The organism is Dactylosporangium sp. NPDC050588 (genome assembly GCF_040654975.1).
GTDB lineage: Bacteria > Actinomycetota > Actinomycetes > Mycobacteriales > Micromonosporaceae > Dactylosporangium > Dactylosporangium maewongense.
In genome coordinates this window covers 62986-78941 of sequence record NZ_JBFAJA010000051.1, presented here as the reverse complement: position 1 = coordinate 78941, position 15956 = coordinate 62986, and the positions used below count along the sequence as shown (strand labels likewise).

Annotated in this window: 9 protein-coding genes; 2 read left to right on the top strand and 7 right to left on the bottom strand. The window is 71.4% G+C overall.

Features of this window, described 5'->3' with window-relative positions; all coding sequences use genetic code 11:
* Positions 1-9 precede the first annotated feature (9 nt).
* The 6 genes from cheB to AB0I21_RS32025 all read right to left on the bottom strand — a co-directional run bounded on the left by cheB (position 10) and on the right by AB0I21_RS32025 (position 8733).
* A complete protein-coding gene (gene cheB / locus AB0I21_RS32050) occupies positions 10-1065 on the bottom strand; it encodes a chemotaxis-specific protein-glutamate methyltransferase CheB (protein ID WP_360566762.1) in 1056 nt (351 codons plus the stop codon).
* 10 nt (positions 1066-1075) lie between these two features.
* Positions 1076-2635: a chemotaxis protein CheW gene (locus tag AB0I21_RS32045; protein ID WP_360566760.1), complete on the bottom strand. Its 1560-nt coding sequence runs from the start codon at positions 2633-2635 to the stop codon at positions 1076-1078.
* A gap of 26 nt (positions 2636-2661) precedes the next feature.
* The gene (locus AB0I21_RS32040; RefSeq protein ID WP_360566758.1) at positions 2662-4608 is read right to left on the bottom strand and encodes a methyl-accepting chemotaxis protein; all 1947 of its coding nucleotides are present in this window, start codon (positions 4606-4608) and stop codon (positions 2662-2664) included.
* 151 nt (positions 4609-4759) lie between these two features.
* The gene (locus AB0I21_RS32035; RefSeq protein ID WP_360566756.1) at positions 4760-6046 is read right to left on the bottom strand and encodes a methyl-accepting chemotaxis protein; all 1287 of its coding nucleotides are present in this window, start codon (positions 6044-6046) and stop codon (positions 4760-4762) included.
* Positions 6047-6232: 186 nt separating this feature from the next.
* Positions 6233-7840, bottom strand: a complete 1608-nt coding sequence (locus AB0I21_RS32030) for an ABC transporter permease (protein ID WP_360566754.1) — start codon at positions 7838-7840, stop codon at positions 6233-6235.
* Positions 7837-8733 (bottom strand): ABC transporter ATP-binding protein, encoded by an 897-nt coding sequence (locus AB0I21_RS32025; RefSeq protein ID WP_344511133.1) that lies wholly within the window; start codon positions 8731-8733, stop codon positions 7837-7839. The genes AB0I21_RS32030 and AB0I21_RS32025 overlap by 4 nt, the downstream gene beginning before the upstream one ends.
* Before the next feature lie 71 nt (positions 8734-8804).
* On the opposite strand from AB0I21_RS32025, the gene AB0I21_RS32020 reads away from it, so the two are divergent.
* A complete protein-coding gene (locus AB0I21_RS32020; protein WP_360566752.1) occupies positions 8805-9278 on the top strand; it encodes a MarR family transcriptional regulator in 474 nt (157 codons plus the stop codon).
* 85 nt (positions 9279-9363) lie between these two features.
* Here the strand turns inward: AB0I21_RS32020 and AB0I21_RS32015 are convergent, their stop codons facing one another.
* The gene (locus tag AB0I21_RS32015) at positions 9364-11463 is read right to left on the bottom strand and encodes a ThuA domain-containing protein (RefSeq protein ID WP_360566750.1); all 2100 of its coding nucleotides are present in this window, start codon (positions 11461-11463) and stop codon (positions 9364-9366) included.
* A 1050-nt stretch (positions 11464-12513) separates the two neighbouring features.
* Here AB0I21_RS32015 and AB0I21_RS32010 point away from each other — a divergent pair.
* Positions 12514-15891, top strand: a complete 3378-nt coding sequence (locus AB0I21_RS32010) for a ThuA domain-containing protein (protein WP_360566748.1) — start codon at positions 12514-12516, stop codon at positions 15889-15891.
* Positions 15892-15956: the final 65 nt, after the last annotated feature.

The window sequence follows — 15956 nt, the reverse complement described above, 5'->3', positions numbered from 1 at the left end:
TCAGGACGGTCAGTCGGCCCACTCGGCGATGCGGCCGGCGATGGCCGGCGCGGGCAGGACCTCGGTGGCGCCGCCACGGCGGGCCAGCTCGCCGGGCATGCCCCACACCACGGCGGTCACCTCGGCCTCGGCGATGGTGCGCCCGCCGGCCTGCCGGACCGCGGCGATCTGCTCGGCGCCGTCGTCGCCCATGCCGGTGAGCAGCGCGCAGACGAGCCGGGTGGGGTCGCAGCAGCGCAGGGCCGACGCGACGAGCCGGTCCACGCTGGGGTGCCAGCGGTAGTCGCCGCTCTCCGGCACCGACTTCACGACGAGGCCGTCGGCGCGGCGGGCCACGAGGACGTCGGCGTCGCCGCGACCGATGTAGATGTTGCCCGGGCGGACCGGGGTGATCCGGGTGACCTCGTGCACCCGCAGCTGGCAGATCTCGTCGAGGCGGCGGGCGAGCGGCGCGGTGAAGGTCGCCGGGATGTGCTGGGCGACGATCACCGGCGCCGCCAGCGTGCCCGGCAGCTTGGGCAGCAGCTCCGACAGCAGGGCCGGCCCGCCGGTGGAGGAGCCGATCAGGATCAGCTCCACGCGCCCCGTGCGGGCCCGCGCCGGTGGTGGCGGTGCCTGCTCCCGCTGCGCCTGCAGCCGGCGGGTGAGGCCACGGGCGCGGCTGGGCCGGGCGGCCGCCGCGGTCCGGACCTTGCCGACGAGCTCCTCGGTGACGTCGGCGACGTTGAGCGACACGGTGCCGCCCGGCTTCGGCACGTAGTCGACGGCCCCGAGCTCCAGCGCCTCGAGGGTGACGAGCGCGTTGTGCTCGGTCAGCGACGACACCATGACGACCGGCCGGGGCCGCTCGCGCATGATGTGCGAGAGGCAGGTGAGGCCGTCCATCTCGGGCATGTTGATGTCGAGGGTCACGACGTCGGGTTCGACGCGCTCGATCTGCTCGAGCGCGTCGACCCCGTTGCGTGCGGTGTGCACCTCGAACCCGCCGGCGTCGACGAGCATCTGCTTGAGCATCCTGCGCATGAGCGCCGAGTCGTCGACGACGAGCACCGTCTTGGCGGCCACGGTCCGGTCCTCAGACGGCGGCCAGGTCCTGCTCGGCGACGACGTCGGACAGCGCCGCCGTGTCCTCCGCGCCGAGCAGTTGGTTGACCTGGACGAGCAGCAGCATCCGGTGCTGCTGGTACAGATTCGCCACCCGGGACACGACCTTCGCCTGCTCGGCCGACAGCTCGGGGGCGGGCTCCAGCGCGGCCCGGGGGACCCGGGCGACCTCGGCGACCGAGTCGACGATGAAGCCGGTGCGCAGCCCGCCGAGGATCAGCACGATGATGCGCTGCCGTTCGTCGCGGGCCGCCCGCGGCACGCCGAGCCGGGTCCGCAGGTCGACCACGGGCAGCACGGTGCCGCGCAGGTTCACGAGTCCTTCGACGAAGTTGTACGTCTTCGGCACGTGGATCAGCGTCTCCGGCACGCGGATGATCTCCTGGACCGCGTCGACGTCGACGGCGTACTCCTCCTCGTCGAGCCGGAAGACGACGAACAGCTCCTCGTCGCCGCGCCCGTCGTCGGCCATCTCCTGCTCCTCGGTCTGCTCCGGCAGCGGCTCGCCGTCCTGGCGCTGCTGCAGCTCCCGCCGGACCTCCGGCGAGTCGAACATGCGGTTGACGCTGAGCACGGACACCAGCCGCTTGCCCCCTTCGAGCCGGCACACCGACTCGACCTCGGTGGCCCGCCCGCCGGCCGCGACCACACCGGGCAGCGGCGCGACGAGCTCGTGCGGCACGCGCAGGACCTCCCGCACGGTGTCCATGACGACGCCGACGACGCCGCCGTCCAGCGACACCACCACGATGCGGTTCTGCGGCTCCAGGTCGGCGACGGGCAGCCCGAACACCCGGCGCATGCTCACCACCGGCAGCAGCCGCCCCCGCAGGTCCATCACGCCGAGCACCTTCGACGCCGCGTTCGGCACGTGGCTGACCGACTCGGGTGCCTGCACGATCTCCTGCACCTGGTCGATCGGCAGCGCGTACTCCTGGCCCTCGACCGCGAAGCTGACCAGCTCCAGGGTGTCGTCGCCGTCGTCGTCGTCGGCCGCCTGGCCGTCCTCACGGGCGGCGGCCGAGGCGGTGTCCGACCCGGCGCGCGCCGCGGCGGCGACGCCGGCGAACTGGGCGCCGATGAGCTCGTCCACGTCGAGGATCGACGTCATGGCACCGTCGTCGCTCTTGATGACGCCGACCAGCACGTCGGAGCTCACGGTCGCCTGGACCGACTCGGCCGGCTCGACCGCGCCGGGGTCGACGCTGATCACGCTGGCGACCCGGTCGACCACGAACCCCAGCGGCACGCCGCTGTCCACGACGACCACGCGGGTCGTCTCGTCATGCGCGGTCTGCTCCAGATCGCAGCAGCGGCGCAGGCTCACCACCGGCAGCACCCGGCCGCGGAGGTTGGCCAGCCCCTCCAGGCTCGGCGGTCCGAGCGGGACCTTCACCACGCTGGGCATACGGATGATCTCCTGCACGCGGCTCATCGGGAACGCGTAGCGTTCGGCCGCCATGTCGAAGGTGACGTAGTCGGCGCTGTCGTCGTCGACAGCGCCCGGGTCGAGGTCCGCGTCGAGCGTCATGTCTGTCTCCTCCACGATGCACCGACTCAGCCGTTCTGCAGCTCGTCGGCGAGCGCGGCGATCTCCTCCACCGCGGCCGCGAGCTCCTCGGCGCCCTGAGCCTGCTCCCGGGCGGCGGTGGAGGCCTGGCCGGCCAGCTGCTCGGCGCTGTTCGCGGACGAGGCGATCTGGTCCAGGCCGGTCTTCACCTGGCCGAGCGCGGCGGCGATCTGCTCGGCGGAGTCGCGGACCTCCGCGTTGCCGGAGCGGACCTCCTGCATGTCGCGCTCGATCTCCCCCAGCCGGGCGGTGGTGGCGCGGGCGTTCTCGACCTCGGTGAGGGCCTGCCGGCTGGTCTCGTCGAGGTCGGCGCGGACCTCGACGATGCGGTCCTGGACCGCCTTCACGAGGTCCTTGATGCGGTCGGCGTTCTCGGCGGAGTCGCGGGCCAGGTTGCGGATGTCGGTGGACACCACGGCGAAGCCCTTGCCGAACTCGCCGGCCCGGGCCGACTCGACGGAGCCGTTGACGGCGAGCATGTTGGTCTGGATCGACACATTGGCGATCGCGTCGACGATCTTGTCGATGCGCCGGGAGATCTGCTCGAGCTCGGCGACCTTGCGCACGTTCTCGATGCCGTCCTTGGCGGCCTGCTCGATCGCGGCGATCATCGAGTCGACCGACTCCTTGTTGCTCGCGAGCTGGGTCAGCATGTTGCCGGCCCGCTCGACGGCCGCGGCGCCGCGGGTCGCGGACAGCTGGGCGCCCTGCTCGATCTGGGTGACCGACTCGGCCGTCTGTGCGCCCTTCTCCGCCGCGGTACGGGCACCGGCGCTGATCTCGTTGATCGCCGTGCTGATCTGGTTCGCCGCGCGGTTGATCTCCTCGACGGCGGCGGACAGCTCCTCGGCGGCGGAGGCGACCTCCTCGGCGCTCTTGCTGATGTCGGTGCTGGTGCGCAGCCCTTCGGCGATCTCGGCGAGGACCTCGGCCGCCTGCTCGCTCTGCTGCAGCGCCTGGCTCTGCTGGCCGACGGTCTGCAGCGACTCCTCGCACGCCGCCGATTGCTGCTCGGCCGCGGCGGCGATCTCCTCGGAGCGGGTCTTGGCCTCGCCCGCGGCCCGCTGCGACTGGACGGCGGCGGAGGCCATCTCAGTCGCGGCGGTCATGATGTTGGCCATGTCGTCGCGGACGCCTTCCAGCTGCTCCGTGATCTCCTTGCCCTTCTCGACCTCGGTGCGGGCCGTCTCGGCCGACTGCTGCACCGCCGAGGCGATGGAGGTGACGCTGGTGCGCACCTCGTCGATCAGGTCGCGGATCTGCCGGGCGCTGCGTTCGCTGGTCTCGGCGAGGGTGCGCACCTCGTCGGCGACGACGGCGAAACCCTTGCCGTGCTGCCGGGCGCGGGCGGCCTCGATGGCGGCGTTGAGGGCGAGGAGGTTGGTCTGGTCGGCGATGTGCGCGACGGTCTTGACGATCTCGCCGATCTCGTCGGCCTGCTTCTCCAGCTCCGAGATGGTCGCGACGGACTCCGTCTGCCGCGACGAGGCCCGGTCGACGTTGGCCAGCAGGCTGCTGATGCCGACCCGGGTCTCCACCAGCAGCGTCTGCAGCGCCTGGCTGAGGTCGGCGACCCGCCGGGTGACGGTCTGCTGGCGGGCGACCCGCTCCTCGACCTGGGTCATCACCGCCAGGCTCTGCTGGGTGGCGCCGGAGGCCTCCTCGGCGCCGGCGGCGATCTGCTGCATCGACTCGCTCAGCTGCCGGGACGCCTCGGAGGCCTCGGCGTTCTGGGCGGAGATCTCGGCGGTCGCCGAGGCGATGCGCTCGGCCGCCTGCTGCTGCTTGGCGACGGAGCGGGCCTGGCGGCGGCTGGCCTCGGTGTCGGCGGGCTTCTGCCCACCTCGGGGCGGGGTCTGGGCGCCCTTCATCACGTTCGGGCGGCGGGTGACGTCGGTGGCGCGACCGTTCGGGGCACTCGTTGTCAACGGCATGGCTGATCCTCAGTCCAGGCGGCGTCCGCACGAACGCCGACAGCGCATGATTTGGGACGTTTGATGGCTCCGGCCACAGCCTCGCACAGCAGTTGATCATGCCGGGCCAATACGCCTGAACTTCGATCTGTACTGCTCAGGCCGGGTGCTGCTAGAACAGCTCGACGGACGGCGAGCCGCCCGCCGGTGGTGCTGCGGCGGTGGTGGGGGCGGTGGCGGGGGTACTGGTATCCACAGTGGACGGTGGTGGCGGCGGGACGTAGGCGCCGGCGCCGATCCGGGTGACCGCCACCGCCTCGTAGGCGGACGTCAGCGAGCTGAGGTTGGCGGCTATCGAGGCCAGCGCGGCGACGGAATTGGCGACCTGCCGGGTGCCTTCGGTGGAGCGGCTCGCCGCCTGCGCCAGGTCGTTGATCGTCGAGGTCAGCGCGAGCGTCGTGTCGCCGGTGTCGTGGACCCGCCGGGTCATCTCGGCCGTGACGGTGCGCTGGTCGTCCACCGCGGAGGTGATGTCCGCCTGGTGGCCGGTGATCTGGTGGATGACCTTCGTGATCGAGCCGAGCGCCGTCGCGGTGGCCTCCGCGTCGGTGCGGATGGCCGCCACCTGCGCGTCGATGCTGCCGGTGGCCTCGGCGGTCTGCTGGGCGAGGCCCTTCACCTCGTCGGCGACCACCGCGAAGCCCTTGCCGCTCGCGCCGGCCCGGGCCGCCTCGATGGTGGCGTTGAGCGCGAGGAGGTTCGTCTGGGCGGCGACACCGTTGATGAACGCGACCACGCCGCTGATCTCGGCGCTGGACGTGCCCAGCCGGGTCACGCTGACCTGGGTGTCGGCGGCCGTCGTGACGCCCTGCTGCGCCACCCGCCCGGCGTTGCCGGCCCGCTCGGCGATCGCGTCGATGCTGGTCCGCACCGCGTCGGCCCCGGACAGCAGGCCGCGCATGTTGGCGGTGACGTCGTCGATGGACCCGGACAGCAGCATCGCCTGCTGGGCGGTCTCCGCGGTGTGGCGGGTGACCGTCGAGGCGTTCGCGGCCAGGTCGTCGGCGGCGTCGCGCAGGTTGTGCGCCTGCTGTGCGATGCCCGTCATGAGCGTGCGCATGCCTTCGGTGGCCTGGTTGATGGTGCCCGCGATCCAGCCCATCTCGTCGTCCCGCGCGATCGGCAGCTCCAGGTCGAGGCGGCCGTTGGCGAGCGCGTCGAGCGCGGACATGGCGCGGCGCATCCGGCGGGCGAGCCGCCGCGCGGCGTGGACGGCCTCGGCCAGCAGCAGCGCCACCACCACACCCATGACCATCGCGACGTGACGGAAGGTGGCGGCGTGGGAGTCCAGACCGAGCCACACCAGCGTGGCCGCGAGCGGCAGCACCGCCGCGACCACCGTCCGGGCGGTCAGCTCGAACACGATCGTGCGCCACCAGCGGCGCTCGGGTCGTTTCACGGCCGGCTCTGGTGACGATGAGGACACAGTTCCCCATCGGCGACCACCGCGCGGAGTTGAGGCCGAGTGCGCCGCTTCGTGCGTGGATCCGGCCGGCGTACGGCGCCACCGCCGGGCGTCCTGCCCCGGGCGCCGCTGGATCGCGGTGGAGCCGGGGCAGGCGTGTGCTGCGGGAGGACGGGCCGCTCAGGTGATGGGGACGTCGCGGCGGCGGAAGCCGGCCAGGCCGGCGACGACCAGGGCGACGGTGAGCGCGGTCAGGACCACCAGCGGCACCGCGGTGACCGGCCCGCCCGGGACGTGGGGGATGTGGGTGAAGGGGGAGACGTCCAGCAGCGCCTGGCTCAGCTGCAGCGCGGCGCCGACCTGCCCCAGGATCACGCACAGCGACAGCGCCGCCCAGCCGATCGCCGGGGCGCGGCGGGGCGCCAGGCCGAAGACCGCCACGGTGAGCGCGGCGAGGAGCCAGATCGCGGGCAGCTGGACCAGCGCGCCGGCCAGGACGCGGGGGAGCTCCCGCCCGACGGCGCCGGTGGCCGTGCCGTAGAGGAGCCCGGCGGCGAGCCCGGTCACGACCATCACGAGGGTGGGGCCGAGGAACGCGAAGACGAGGTGCGACGCGGCCCACCGCAGCCGGCTCACGCCGGTGGCCAGCAGGGCCTCGCTGCGCAGCGCCGCCTCCTCGGTGCGCATCCGCAGCGCCGCGGAGATGCCGTAGGCGGCGACCGCGATCGCGCCGAGGCCGAGCGAGCCGGCGATGAACACGTCGCCGGCGCCGGACGCGCCGCCGAGGCGCTCCATGATCTGCTTGAGCTGCTCGTTGTCGGCCAGCAGGTCCCCCGAGGTCTTCGCGACGCCGCCGAAGAGCAGCCCGCCGACGATCCCGAGGCCGATCAGCCAGCCGTACAGGGAGCCGCGGTGCAGCCGCCAGGCGAGCGCCAGCGGGCTGGCGAGCCCGGGTCCGGCCGACGCCGGGCCGAGCTTCGGGGGCAGCAGCCCGGCGCCGACGTCGCGGCGGGCCGACAGGCGCAGCGCGAGCGCGGTGACGGCGACCGCGGCGGCGGCGATGACCGCGAACACCCACCAGTGGTCGCCGGCGTAGGCGCGCACGTGGTAGATCCAGCCGAGCGGCGAGACCCACGACAGCCACGACAGGCCACCGCCGGCGACGTCGCCGGCGCCCCGCACCCCGAACGCGACGCCGACGATGGCGACGCCGATGCCCCGGGCCGCGCCCGCGCCCTCGCTGAGCTGCGCGGCGGCCGCGCCGACGGCGCCGAACAGGATGCCGGCGCACGCCCAGGCCAGCCCCATGGCGGCGGCGCCGCCGGCCGGCGTGTGCTGGCTGATCATGCCGAGCGTGACGAGCGCGCCGACGAGCACGCTCGCGCAGGAGATGGTGGCCAGCGCCGCGGCGACGGGGGCGTGCCGGCCGACGACGGTCGCGCCGAGCAGCTCGCGACGCCCGGCCTCCTCCTCGACCCGGGTGTGCCGGATGACGAACAGCACCCCGATCAGCGCCATGATCACCATGCCGGTCGCGGACCGCCAGTAGATCAGCGCGCCGAGGCTCGCGTTGTCCGGCTTCGTCCCGTAGAACAGCAGCAGCATCGGGTTGCCGGCAAGGCTGTCGATGTAGCCCTGCCGCCCGGCGTCGGTCGGGTACAGCTGCGCGGTGCCGGACGCGAGGGACAGCGGCAGCAGTCCGAGCAGCAGCATCCAGATCGGCAGCAGCACCCGGTCGCGGCGGACGATGAGGCGGGCGAGGGCGCCGGTGCCGGTGAACGCGCTCATTTCGACGGCTCCGTCTCGTAGTGGCGCAGGAAGAGCTCCTCGAGCGTCGGCGGCTGGCTGACGAGGCTGCGCACGCCGTGCGAGGTCAGCTGGCGCAGCACGGTGTCCAGCTGCGCCGAGTCGACCTGGAGCCGCACCTGGTGGTCGCGCACGTGCAGGTCGTGGACGCCGGCCAGATCGGCGAGGCCGTTGGGCGGGGTGCTCAGCTCGGCGGAGATGGACGTGCGTGTCAGGTGCCGCAGCTGCGTCAGCGTGCCGGTCTCGACGGTGCGGCCCTGGCGGATGATGCTGACCCGGTCGCAGAGCGCCTCGACCTCCGACAGGATGTGGCTGGACAGCAGCACGGTGCGGCCGCGCTGCTCGGTCTCCTCGGCGACGACCTGCCGGAACACCTCCTCCATCAACGGGTCCAGGCCGGAGGTGGGCTCGTCGAGCAGCAGCAGCTCGACGTCGGAGGCGAGCGCGGCGATGAGGCCGACCTTCTGCCGGTTGCCCTTGGAGTAGGCGCGGCCCTTCTTGCGGGGGTCGAGGTCGAAGCGCTCGAGCAGCTCGTCGCGGCGGGCCCGGTTCACCCCGCCGCGCAGCCGGCCCAGCAGGTCGATGACCTCGCCGCCGGAGAGGTTGGGCCACAGGGTGACGTCGCCCGGCACGTACGCCAGCCGCCGGTGCAGCGAGACGGCGTCGTGCCACGGGTCGCCGCCGAGCAGCCGCGCGGTGCCGCCGTCGGCACGCTGGAGGCCGAGCAGGATTCGGATGGTGGTGGTCTTGCCTGCCCCGTTGGGACCGAGGAACCCGTGCACCTCGCCCTGCGCGACGGTCAGATCGAGGCCGTCCAGCGCGGTGGTCTGGCCGAACCGCTTGATCAGTCCGGCGACCTCAATGGAGTTTTCCATGCTTCAGACGCTACACTCATTTCACACAAGTGTGAAAGTTCGTGTTGGACAATTGACGGATGGAATCCCACATGCGAGATGAGGCGGCGTTACGGGCCTTCGTCGAGGACATGGCCAGGCTGCTCGGCGACTGGGGCTTCCCGCGCATGGCCGGCCGGGTCGTCTTCACGCTCATGGCCGCCGACGAGCGGTCGCTGACCGCCGGCGAGCTGGCCGACCGCCTGGGTGTCAGCGCCGCCGCGATCTCCGGCGCCGTGCGCTACCTGTCGCAGATCTCGATGGTCGCCCGCGAGCACGTCCCCGGCGACCGCCGCGACCGCTACCGGCTCGTCGACGATTCCTGGTATGAGGTGACGGTCGCCAAGATGACCCTGCTGAAGACCCTCGCCGACGCCGCCGACGTAGGCGCGGCCGCGGCGGGCGGCCCGGGCACCACTGCGGGCGCCCGGCTCGCCGGGATGCGCGACTTCTACACCTGGGTCCAGGACCGGCTGCCGGCCCTGCTCGACCAGTGGGCCGCGGAGAAGGCGGCCAAGGCGGACTGAGGACCCGCCGGCGTCACGAGGCGGGAAACGGACCTGCCGCCGGCCCGTTGGGGAGCCGGCGGCAGGTCGGTCGGGTGCGGGGAAACTACTTCAGGGCCATCATCCAGTCCCGCAGCTCGCGGGTCTGGCGGTCGAGCTCGCCGCGCGCCGCGTCGGTGCCGGCGGCGGGGGAGCCGGCCAGCGCGATGATCTTGTTGAGCGACGTGGTCGCGGCGTTGTAGTCCAGCCGCAGGTACGCGGCCTGGGCGTCGTCGAGGAGCGCGGTGACCGCCGCGGCGGACTCCGGGTCCAGGGTGCCGCCGGCGGCGCCGGCGGTGATCAGCGTGCGGGTCTGCCGGAAGGTCGAGCAGTTCGCCTCGCTCTGCCCGGCCGTCCAGTTGATGCCCGCCAGCAGGATCCTGGTGAAGTCCTCACGGTAGTACTGCGCGCGGTCGTGGCCGAGGATGAGCGAGAAGGCGCGGCCGCCGTCGTAGTTCTGGCACCACGCGATCGGGTGGTCGCCACCCATCAGCGCCATCGGGACGTTCGCGGCGTTGCCGCTGTTGAGGCTGCGGCGGTACGTCGACTCCTCGAGGCTCAGCAGCGTGTGCACCTCGGCCCGCGGGTTGTGGTCGAAGTTGTACAGCTCGTCGATGGTGAGCCAGGTCTTCGGCAGGTGCGCCGTGGCCGGGTTCGTCGGGTCCTCGGTGTTGACCTGCACGTTGATGCAGCTGCCGCAGGTGCCCTCGCCGTTCTGCCCGCCCGGGTGGTTGGTGAACCACGCACCGACCAGGTCGCGGTACCAGGCCACGTTGTGGATCGCGTCGGACGCGCCGTGCAGCCCGACGAAGCCACCGCCGGCCTGGATGTACCCCTGGAACGCGGCCAGCTCCGCGGCGTTGAGCGCGTCGGACGCCGGGGCGCTGTTGGGGTTGGTCCCGTCCACCGGGGAGCCGAAGATGATCGTCTTGTACTTCGCCAGGTCGGCGGCGGAGGTGAACGGCGTGCTCGACAGCGACGCCGGGGCCAGCCTCGGGTCCCAGATGTCGACGTCGAAGCCGTGCTGCTGACCCCACTGCTGGACGAGCAGGGCGGTGTCGGCGATGTGGTCGTGGCGGAAGCCCTTGGTGGCCGAGAAGTACAGCACCCGGTAGGTGGCGCCGGGGAAGTTCGTCGAGGCCGCGAGCGGGATCGCCGGTGCGATCGGGTTGGGCCCGATGGCCGGCGTCACCGTCATGCCGGTCGGCGGATCGGCCGGCAGCTTCCCGGCGAGCTTGTCCTGCAGGTAGCGGGCGTCGCCGACGAGCGTGTCCCGGGCCGCGGCGGAGCTCGATGCGTCCTGCGCGGCGGCGACGAACTGGTTGAGGGCCCGCTTCGCCTGGTTGACGTTGCCCGCCTCCGCGAGGCCCGCCGCCTCGGCCAGCTTGGCCCGCAGGCCGGCGCCGAGGTCCGCGCCGACCGCGCCGCCGGTGACGAATCCGCCGATCAGGGTGTCGAGCTCGGCGAACGACGTGGTAACCACGAACGTCTGGTCGAAGCGCGCCGCGTTGCCGGCGGCGTCGCTGGCCACCACGCTGATCGTGTGCGCTCCGGTGGTCAGGGTGGAGGTGGCGACGGGCAGCGGGGTCGTCTCGGTCTGGTCGATCCACATGCGGTGGATGAAGACGCCACCGGAGCCGGGCGCGGGATCGGTGCGGGTCGGGATCAGCGTGGCGGTGTGGCCGACGTGCCCGTCGACGATGCCGGGCCAGCTGACCACCGGGGCGACGGTGTCGACCCGGACCGTGATCGTGCGGACGGCTTCGGCCGAGCCGTCGCCGCCGACGGCGCGGTACCCGACCGTGGTGGTGCCCTGCTGGGTGATCTGCACCGAGCCGCTCAGGCTCGCGGGGAACGGGCCGGTCGCGGACACCGCGGTCTGGAACGGTGCGGTGTTGCCGAGCCGGTACTCCAGGCGCTGGACGCCGTTGGCCGCGTCGGTCGCGGACAGGTTCAGCGAGACCGGGCCGCGGTAGTAGTTGTTGGTGCCGCTGGGGGTGGCCGGGGTGAGCGTGGCCGGCGCGCTCGTCGGCGCGGCCCATGCCGGGGTGGCGATGACGAGCGACCCGACGGACATGGACGCGACCGGCACGGCGGCGACCAGGCACCGTAACAGGTGCCGGCGGGCGTCTGGGCGGGTTCGGCCGGACGTGGTTTGGCTGGGCATGGTCTTCCTTCCGGTTCAGGAACAGGAAAGGCGAACGAACGGTCACCGATGCGGCCGGAAGGGTCCCGTCCCTCCGGCCGCACCGGCCAACCACTCCGGCTTCGCCGCCTCCGGCTGTGGAGCGCACCCACAGCCGGACCCTCTGGGCAGCGATGCCGGAGAGCTTCTGTACCGCCGCGTGCGTCGCCGGCACGTGTGCATGCGTCGATGGCAACGGTGGTCCCGGCGGCGCGTCCGTGCGGACGGCCGCGGGGTCAGCGCTGCTTGACGGTCACGGTGCCCAGGTCATCGCGGCGGGTGCACGCACCGATCGAGCCGGCTGCCGTGTGCTGCGCGGTGGGTGTCAGAGCTGAAGTGCAAGCGGACCACCTCCCCGGCTCGTTCACATCGTTGAAACGGTGCTGCCCCGTGGCCGACACAGTAAGAGCCTTCCGCTCAGGATGTCCAGCGCTTCGATGTTTTGTGAACCAACTTTCGTTCATCTCAGCGAAAGTGAACTTTTGGCGCCACGTCGCATTCGCAGGTGTCGCCGGGTTTGGCGCGTCCGTGACAGTGCAAAGAGCCTGATCGTCGTACGCCACCTGGCGATCCGCCGCATGTCATGACCAGTTCGACGGTCCGCCGACGAGACGTGTAACGCGAATCGCCCGCCTTCCGCTCCTTCGAACAGGAGCAATCTCACGACCGCCGAGAACGCTTCCGGCAGGCTGGTGGCCGAAGGGAACTTTTGTAAGCACGATTAAAAGTTACGACCAATCAAACCGAACTTCTGCTTGATTAGCTCTTTCTTTTTGACGGAGACGAGTTATACGGTGTCGGCTACAGGTTGACCGAGCCAGTTGTTCGCCCCGCTGAGCGGGATCCCGGCGAGCACTGACGCGCAGCTCGGTCACACCACTGCGGTTCGACCTACACCCACACACCCCGTACGCCTCCCTCCGGGCGTGCTGCACCACCACACCCGTCACCCGAACGGACGCCGTCCGCTCGCGGCCCACCCGCCGCGGCCCGCGACGGTCCGTTCGCCCTGCACCCTGCGGAGGAGGTCCCATGACCAGAGCTCCGGGCCGTCGCATCACCACTGCGTACGCCGGCCTGCTCGCGCTCGTCGCATCCACGTTGGTCGGGACGGTGTCGGCGTCCGCCCCGGCGGTCGCCGCGCCACAACCGAACAGCAATGGCATCCAGTACAAGGTTCTGGCGTTCACCAAGTCGGTCGGCGCGAAAAGCCCGTCGACGTCGGCGGGCGTCAACGCGCTCAAGGCGCTGGGCAACAAGCTCCGGTTCACCGTCGAGGAGACCGACGACGCCAGGAAGTTCGACGAGCCCCACCTCAAGCAGTTCCGGGTGGTCGTCTTCCTCAACACCTACGGCGACGTGCTCGACGCGACGCAGCAGGCCGCGTTCGAGTCGTACTACCGTGACGGCGGCGGCTTCGTCGGCATCCACTCGGCGATCGAGACCGAGCCGGACTGGCCGTTCCTCACCGATGTCCTCGGCACCCGGGCGTCCGGCTCCTCGGGCGTCACGAAGGCCACGGTCAAGGTGGCGGACCGCGTGCACCCGGCGTCGGCGAACCTGCCGGAGTACTGGAACCGCACCGATCAGTGGTACAACTTCACGTCCAACGTGCGGGGCTTCTCGCACGTGCTGGCGACCGTCGACGAGAACACCTACACCGGCGGCACGATGGGGTTCGACCACCCGATCACCTGGTGCAAGGACTATCAGGGCGGCCGCTCCTTCTACACGGGTCTGGGTGACACGCCGGCGAGCTTCTCCACGCCCGACCTGCAGGCCCACCTCGGTGGCGCGATCCAGTGGGCGGCCGGCGTGACCGACGGCGACTGCGGCGCGACCGTGCTGGCCAACTACCAGATGGACTACATCGCCGCGCCGCCGAACGTCAGCGAGCCGATCGGCTTCGACGTGCTGCCCGACGGCCGCGTCGTGCAGACCGACCGCCGTGGCGGCATCCGCCTGCACGACCCGGCGACCAACACCACCCACGTGCTGGCGCAGATCCCCGTGTACATGGCCAGCGAGGACGGCATGTACGGCCCGGCGATCGACAACGACTTCGCCAACAACCACTGGGTCTACGTGTACTACTCGCCGCTGACCCAGGAAGCGCCGTACCCGCAGACGACGCCGACGGCGAACTCGCCGACCACCGGCGCGGACCCGAGCGTCTGGGACCCGTGGAAGGGCTACTTCCAGCTGTCCCGGTTCAAGTTCGTCGACGGGCCGACCCCGACCCTCGACGTGGCGTCCGAGCAGAAGATCATGAAGGTGCCGGTCGACCGCGGGGCCTGCTGCCACGTGGCCGGCGACATCACCTTCGACAATGACAACAACCTGTGGATGGTGACCGGCGACGACACCCCCGCGGGTGGCGGCAACTCCGGTGGCTTCGCGCCGTTCAACGACATGCTGACTACGACCGGGCAGTACAACGCCCCGTACGTCGACGCCCGTCGCTCGGCGATGAACACCAACGACCTGCGCGGCAAGGTCCTGCGCATCAAGGTCCAGGGTGACGGCTCGTACACCATCCCGGCCGGCAACCTGTTCACCGGCAACGAGGAGGGCGGCGGCAAGACCCGGCCCGAGATCTACGCCATGGGCTTCCGCAACCCGTTCCGCATCACCGTGGACAAGAACGGCGTCGCCTACGTCACCGACTACTCGCCCGACTCGTCGACGCCGCAGGTGAACCGCGGTCCCGCGGGCACCGGCCGGATGGAGATCGTGCGGAAGCCGGCCAACTACGGCTGGCCGCTGTGCTACTCGCCGTCCCTGCCGTACTACCGGTGGAACTTCAACACCTCGACGCCGCTGGACAACCCGGCACAGGCGTTCGAGTGCAACAACCCGGAGCGCGGCCCGGCCAACACGTCCCGGTGGAACACCGGCCTGACGTACGCGCCGCCCATCGCGACGCCGGACATGTGGTACTCGTTCCAGGACAACAACGCGGCCAACCCGCTCGGCACGCCCTGCGCGGCCTACTACATGCAGTCCCCGCCCGGGAAGTGCCCGCAGCTGTTCCCGGAGCTCGGCACCGGCGGCGTCGGCCCACACGGCGCGGCCAAGTACGACTACGACGCGAACAACCCCAACCCGACGAAGTTCCCGGCGTACTACGACCAGTCCATCTTCTTCGGCGAGTTCACCCGCGACTATCTGCGGGAGATCCGTCTGGACGGGTCCAACCAGATCTTCAAGATCAACGACCTGCTCAGCTGCGGCCAGGGTCCCGCGACGGCGGCCCGCCCGTTCCTGTGCGACAACCCCATGGACATGAAGTGGGGCAAGGACGGCAACTTCTACCTGCTGACCTACGGTGACGGCTTCTTCAACGTCAACCCCGACGCGGCGCTGGTGAAGTTCAGCTACGTGAAGGGCACCCGGGCACCGGTCGCGAAGCTGTCGGCCAGCCCGACCGACGGCGTCGGACCGCTGACCGTCGCGTTCTCCAGCGAGGGCTCGAACGACCCGGACCCAGCGGACTCCATCAAGTTCGCCTGGGACTTCGACGGCAACGGCACGACCGACTCCGTCGACCCCAACCCGTCGTTCACCTACACCACCAACGGGGTGTACACGGCCCGGCTGACCGTCACGGACTCCAGCGGCAAGACCGCCTCGGCGAACACGACGATCACCGTCGGCAACACCTCGCCGACGGTCAAGGTCACCGTGCCGATCGAGGGTGGCCTGTTCACCTTCGGCGACACCATCCCGTTCAACGTCACGGTCACCGACCCGCAGGACGGCCCGATCGACTGCTCCCGGGTCGAGGTGACGTTCGTGCTCGGGCACGACAGCCACGGCCACGCCGAGTCGACCGCGACCGGCTGCTCCGGGACGCTGCCCACGTTCGACGAGGACGCCTCGCACGGCGGCAACGTGTTCGGCGTGATCAGTGCCTCGTACACGGACAAGGGCGGTCCCGGCGGTATCCCGGCGCTGACCACGGTGTACCAGGCGACCATCCGGCAGAAGAAGCAGGAGCTCGAGTTCGCCGTCGACCAGTCCGGCACGAACACGGCGGCGACCACCGACACCGGCGGCGGCCTGCAACGCGGCAGCCTCGGCAGCGGTGACTGGATCGCCCTCAACGGCACGGTCGACCTGAAGAACATCAACTCGCTGACGTTCCGCACGTCGGGTGGCAGCGGCGCGGCCGGCACCGGATCCGTCGAGGTCCGCCTGGACTCGCTCACCGGACCGGTCCTGACCACGGTCACGATCGCGCCCACCGCGAACGCGAACACGTACGCCAGCCAGACCTTCCCGATCACCGACCCGGGCGGCGCACACCGGATCTACCTGGTGTTCCGTCCCGTCGCGGGCGGGCCGACGAACAACTTCTTCAACCTCAACTGGGTGGAGTTCGGCGGTCAGGGCGTGAGCGCGCCCTAGCTCCACCACCCACCGGGGCGGGGTGCGCCACCACCCCGCAGTGCCCGCACCCCGCCCCGGTCTGA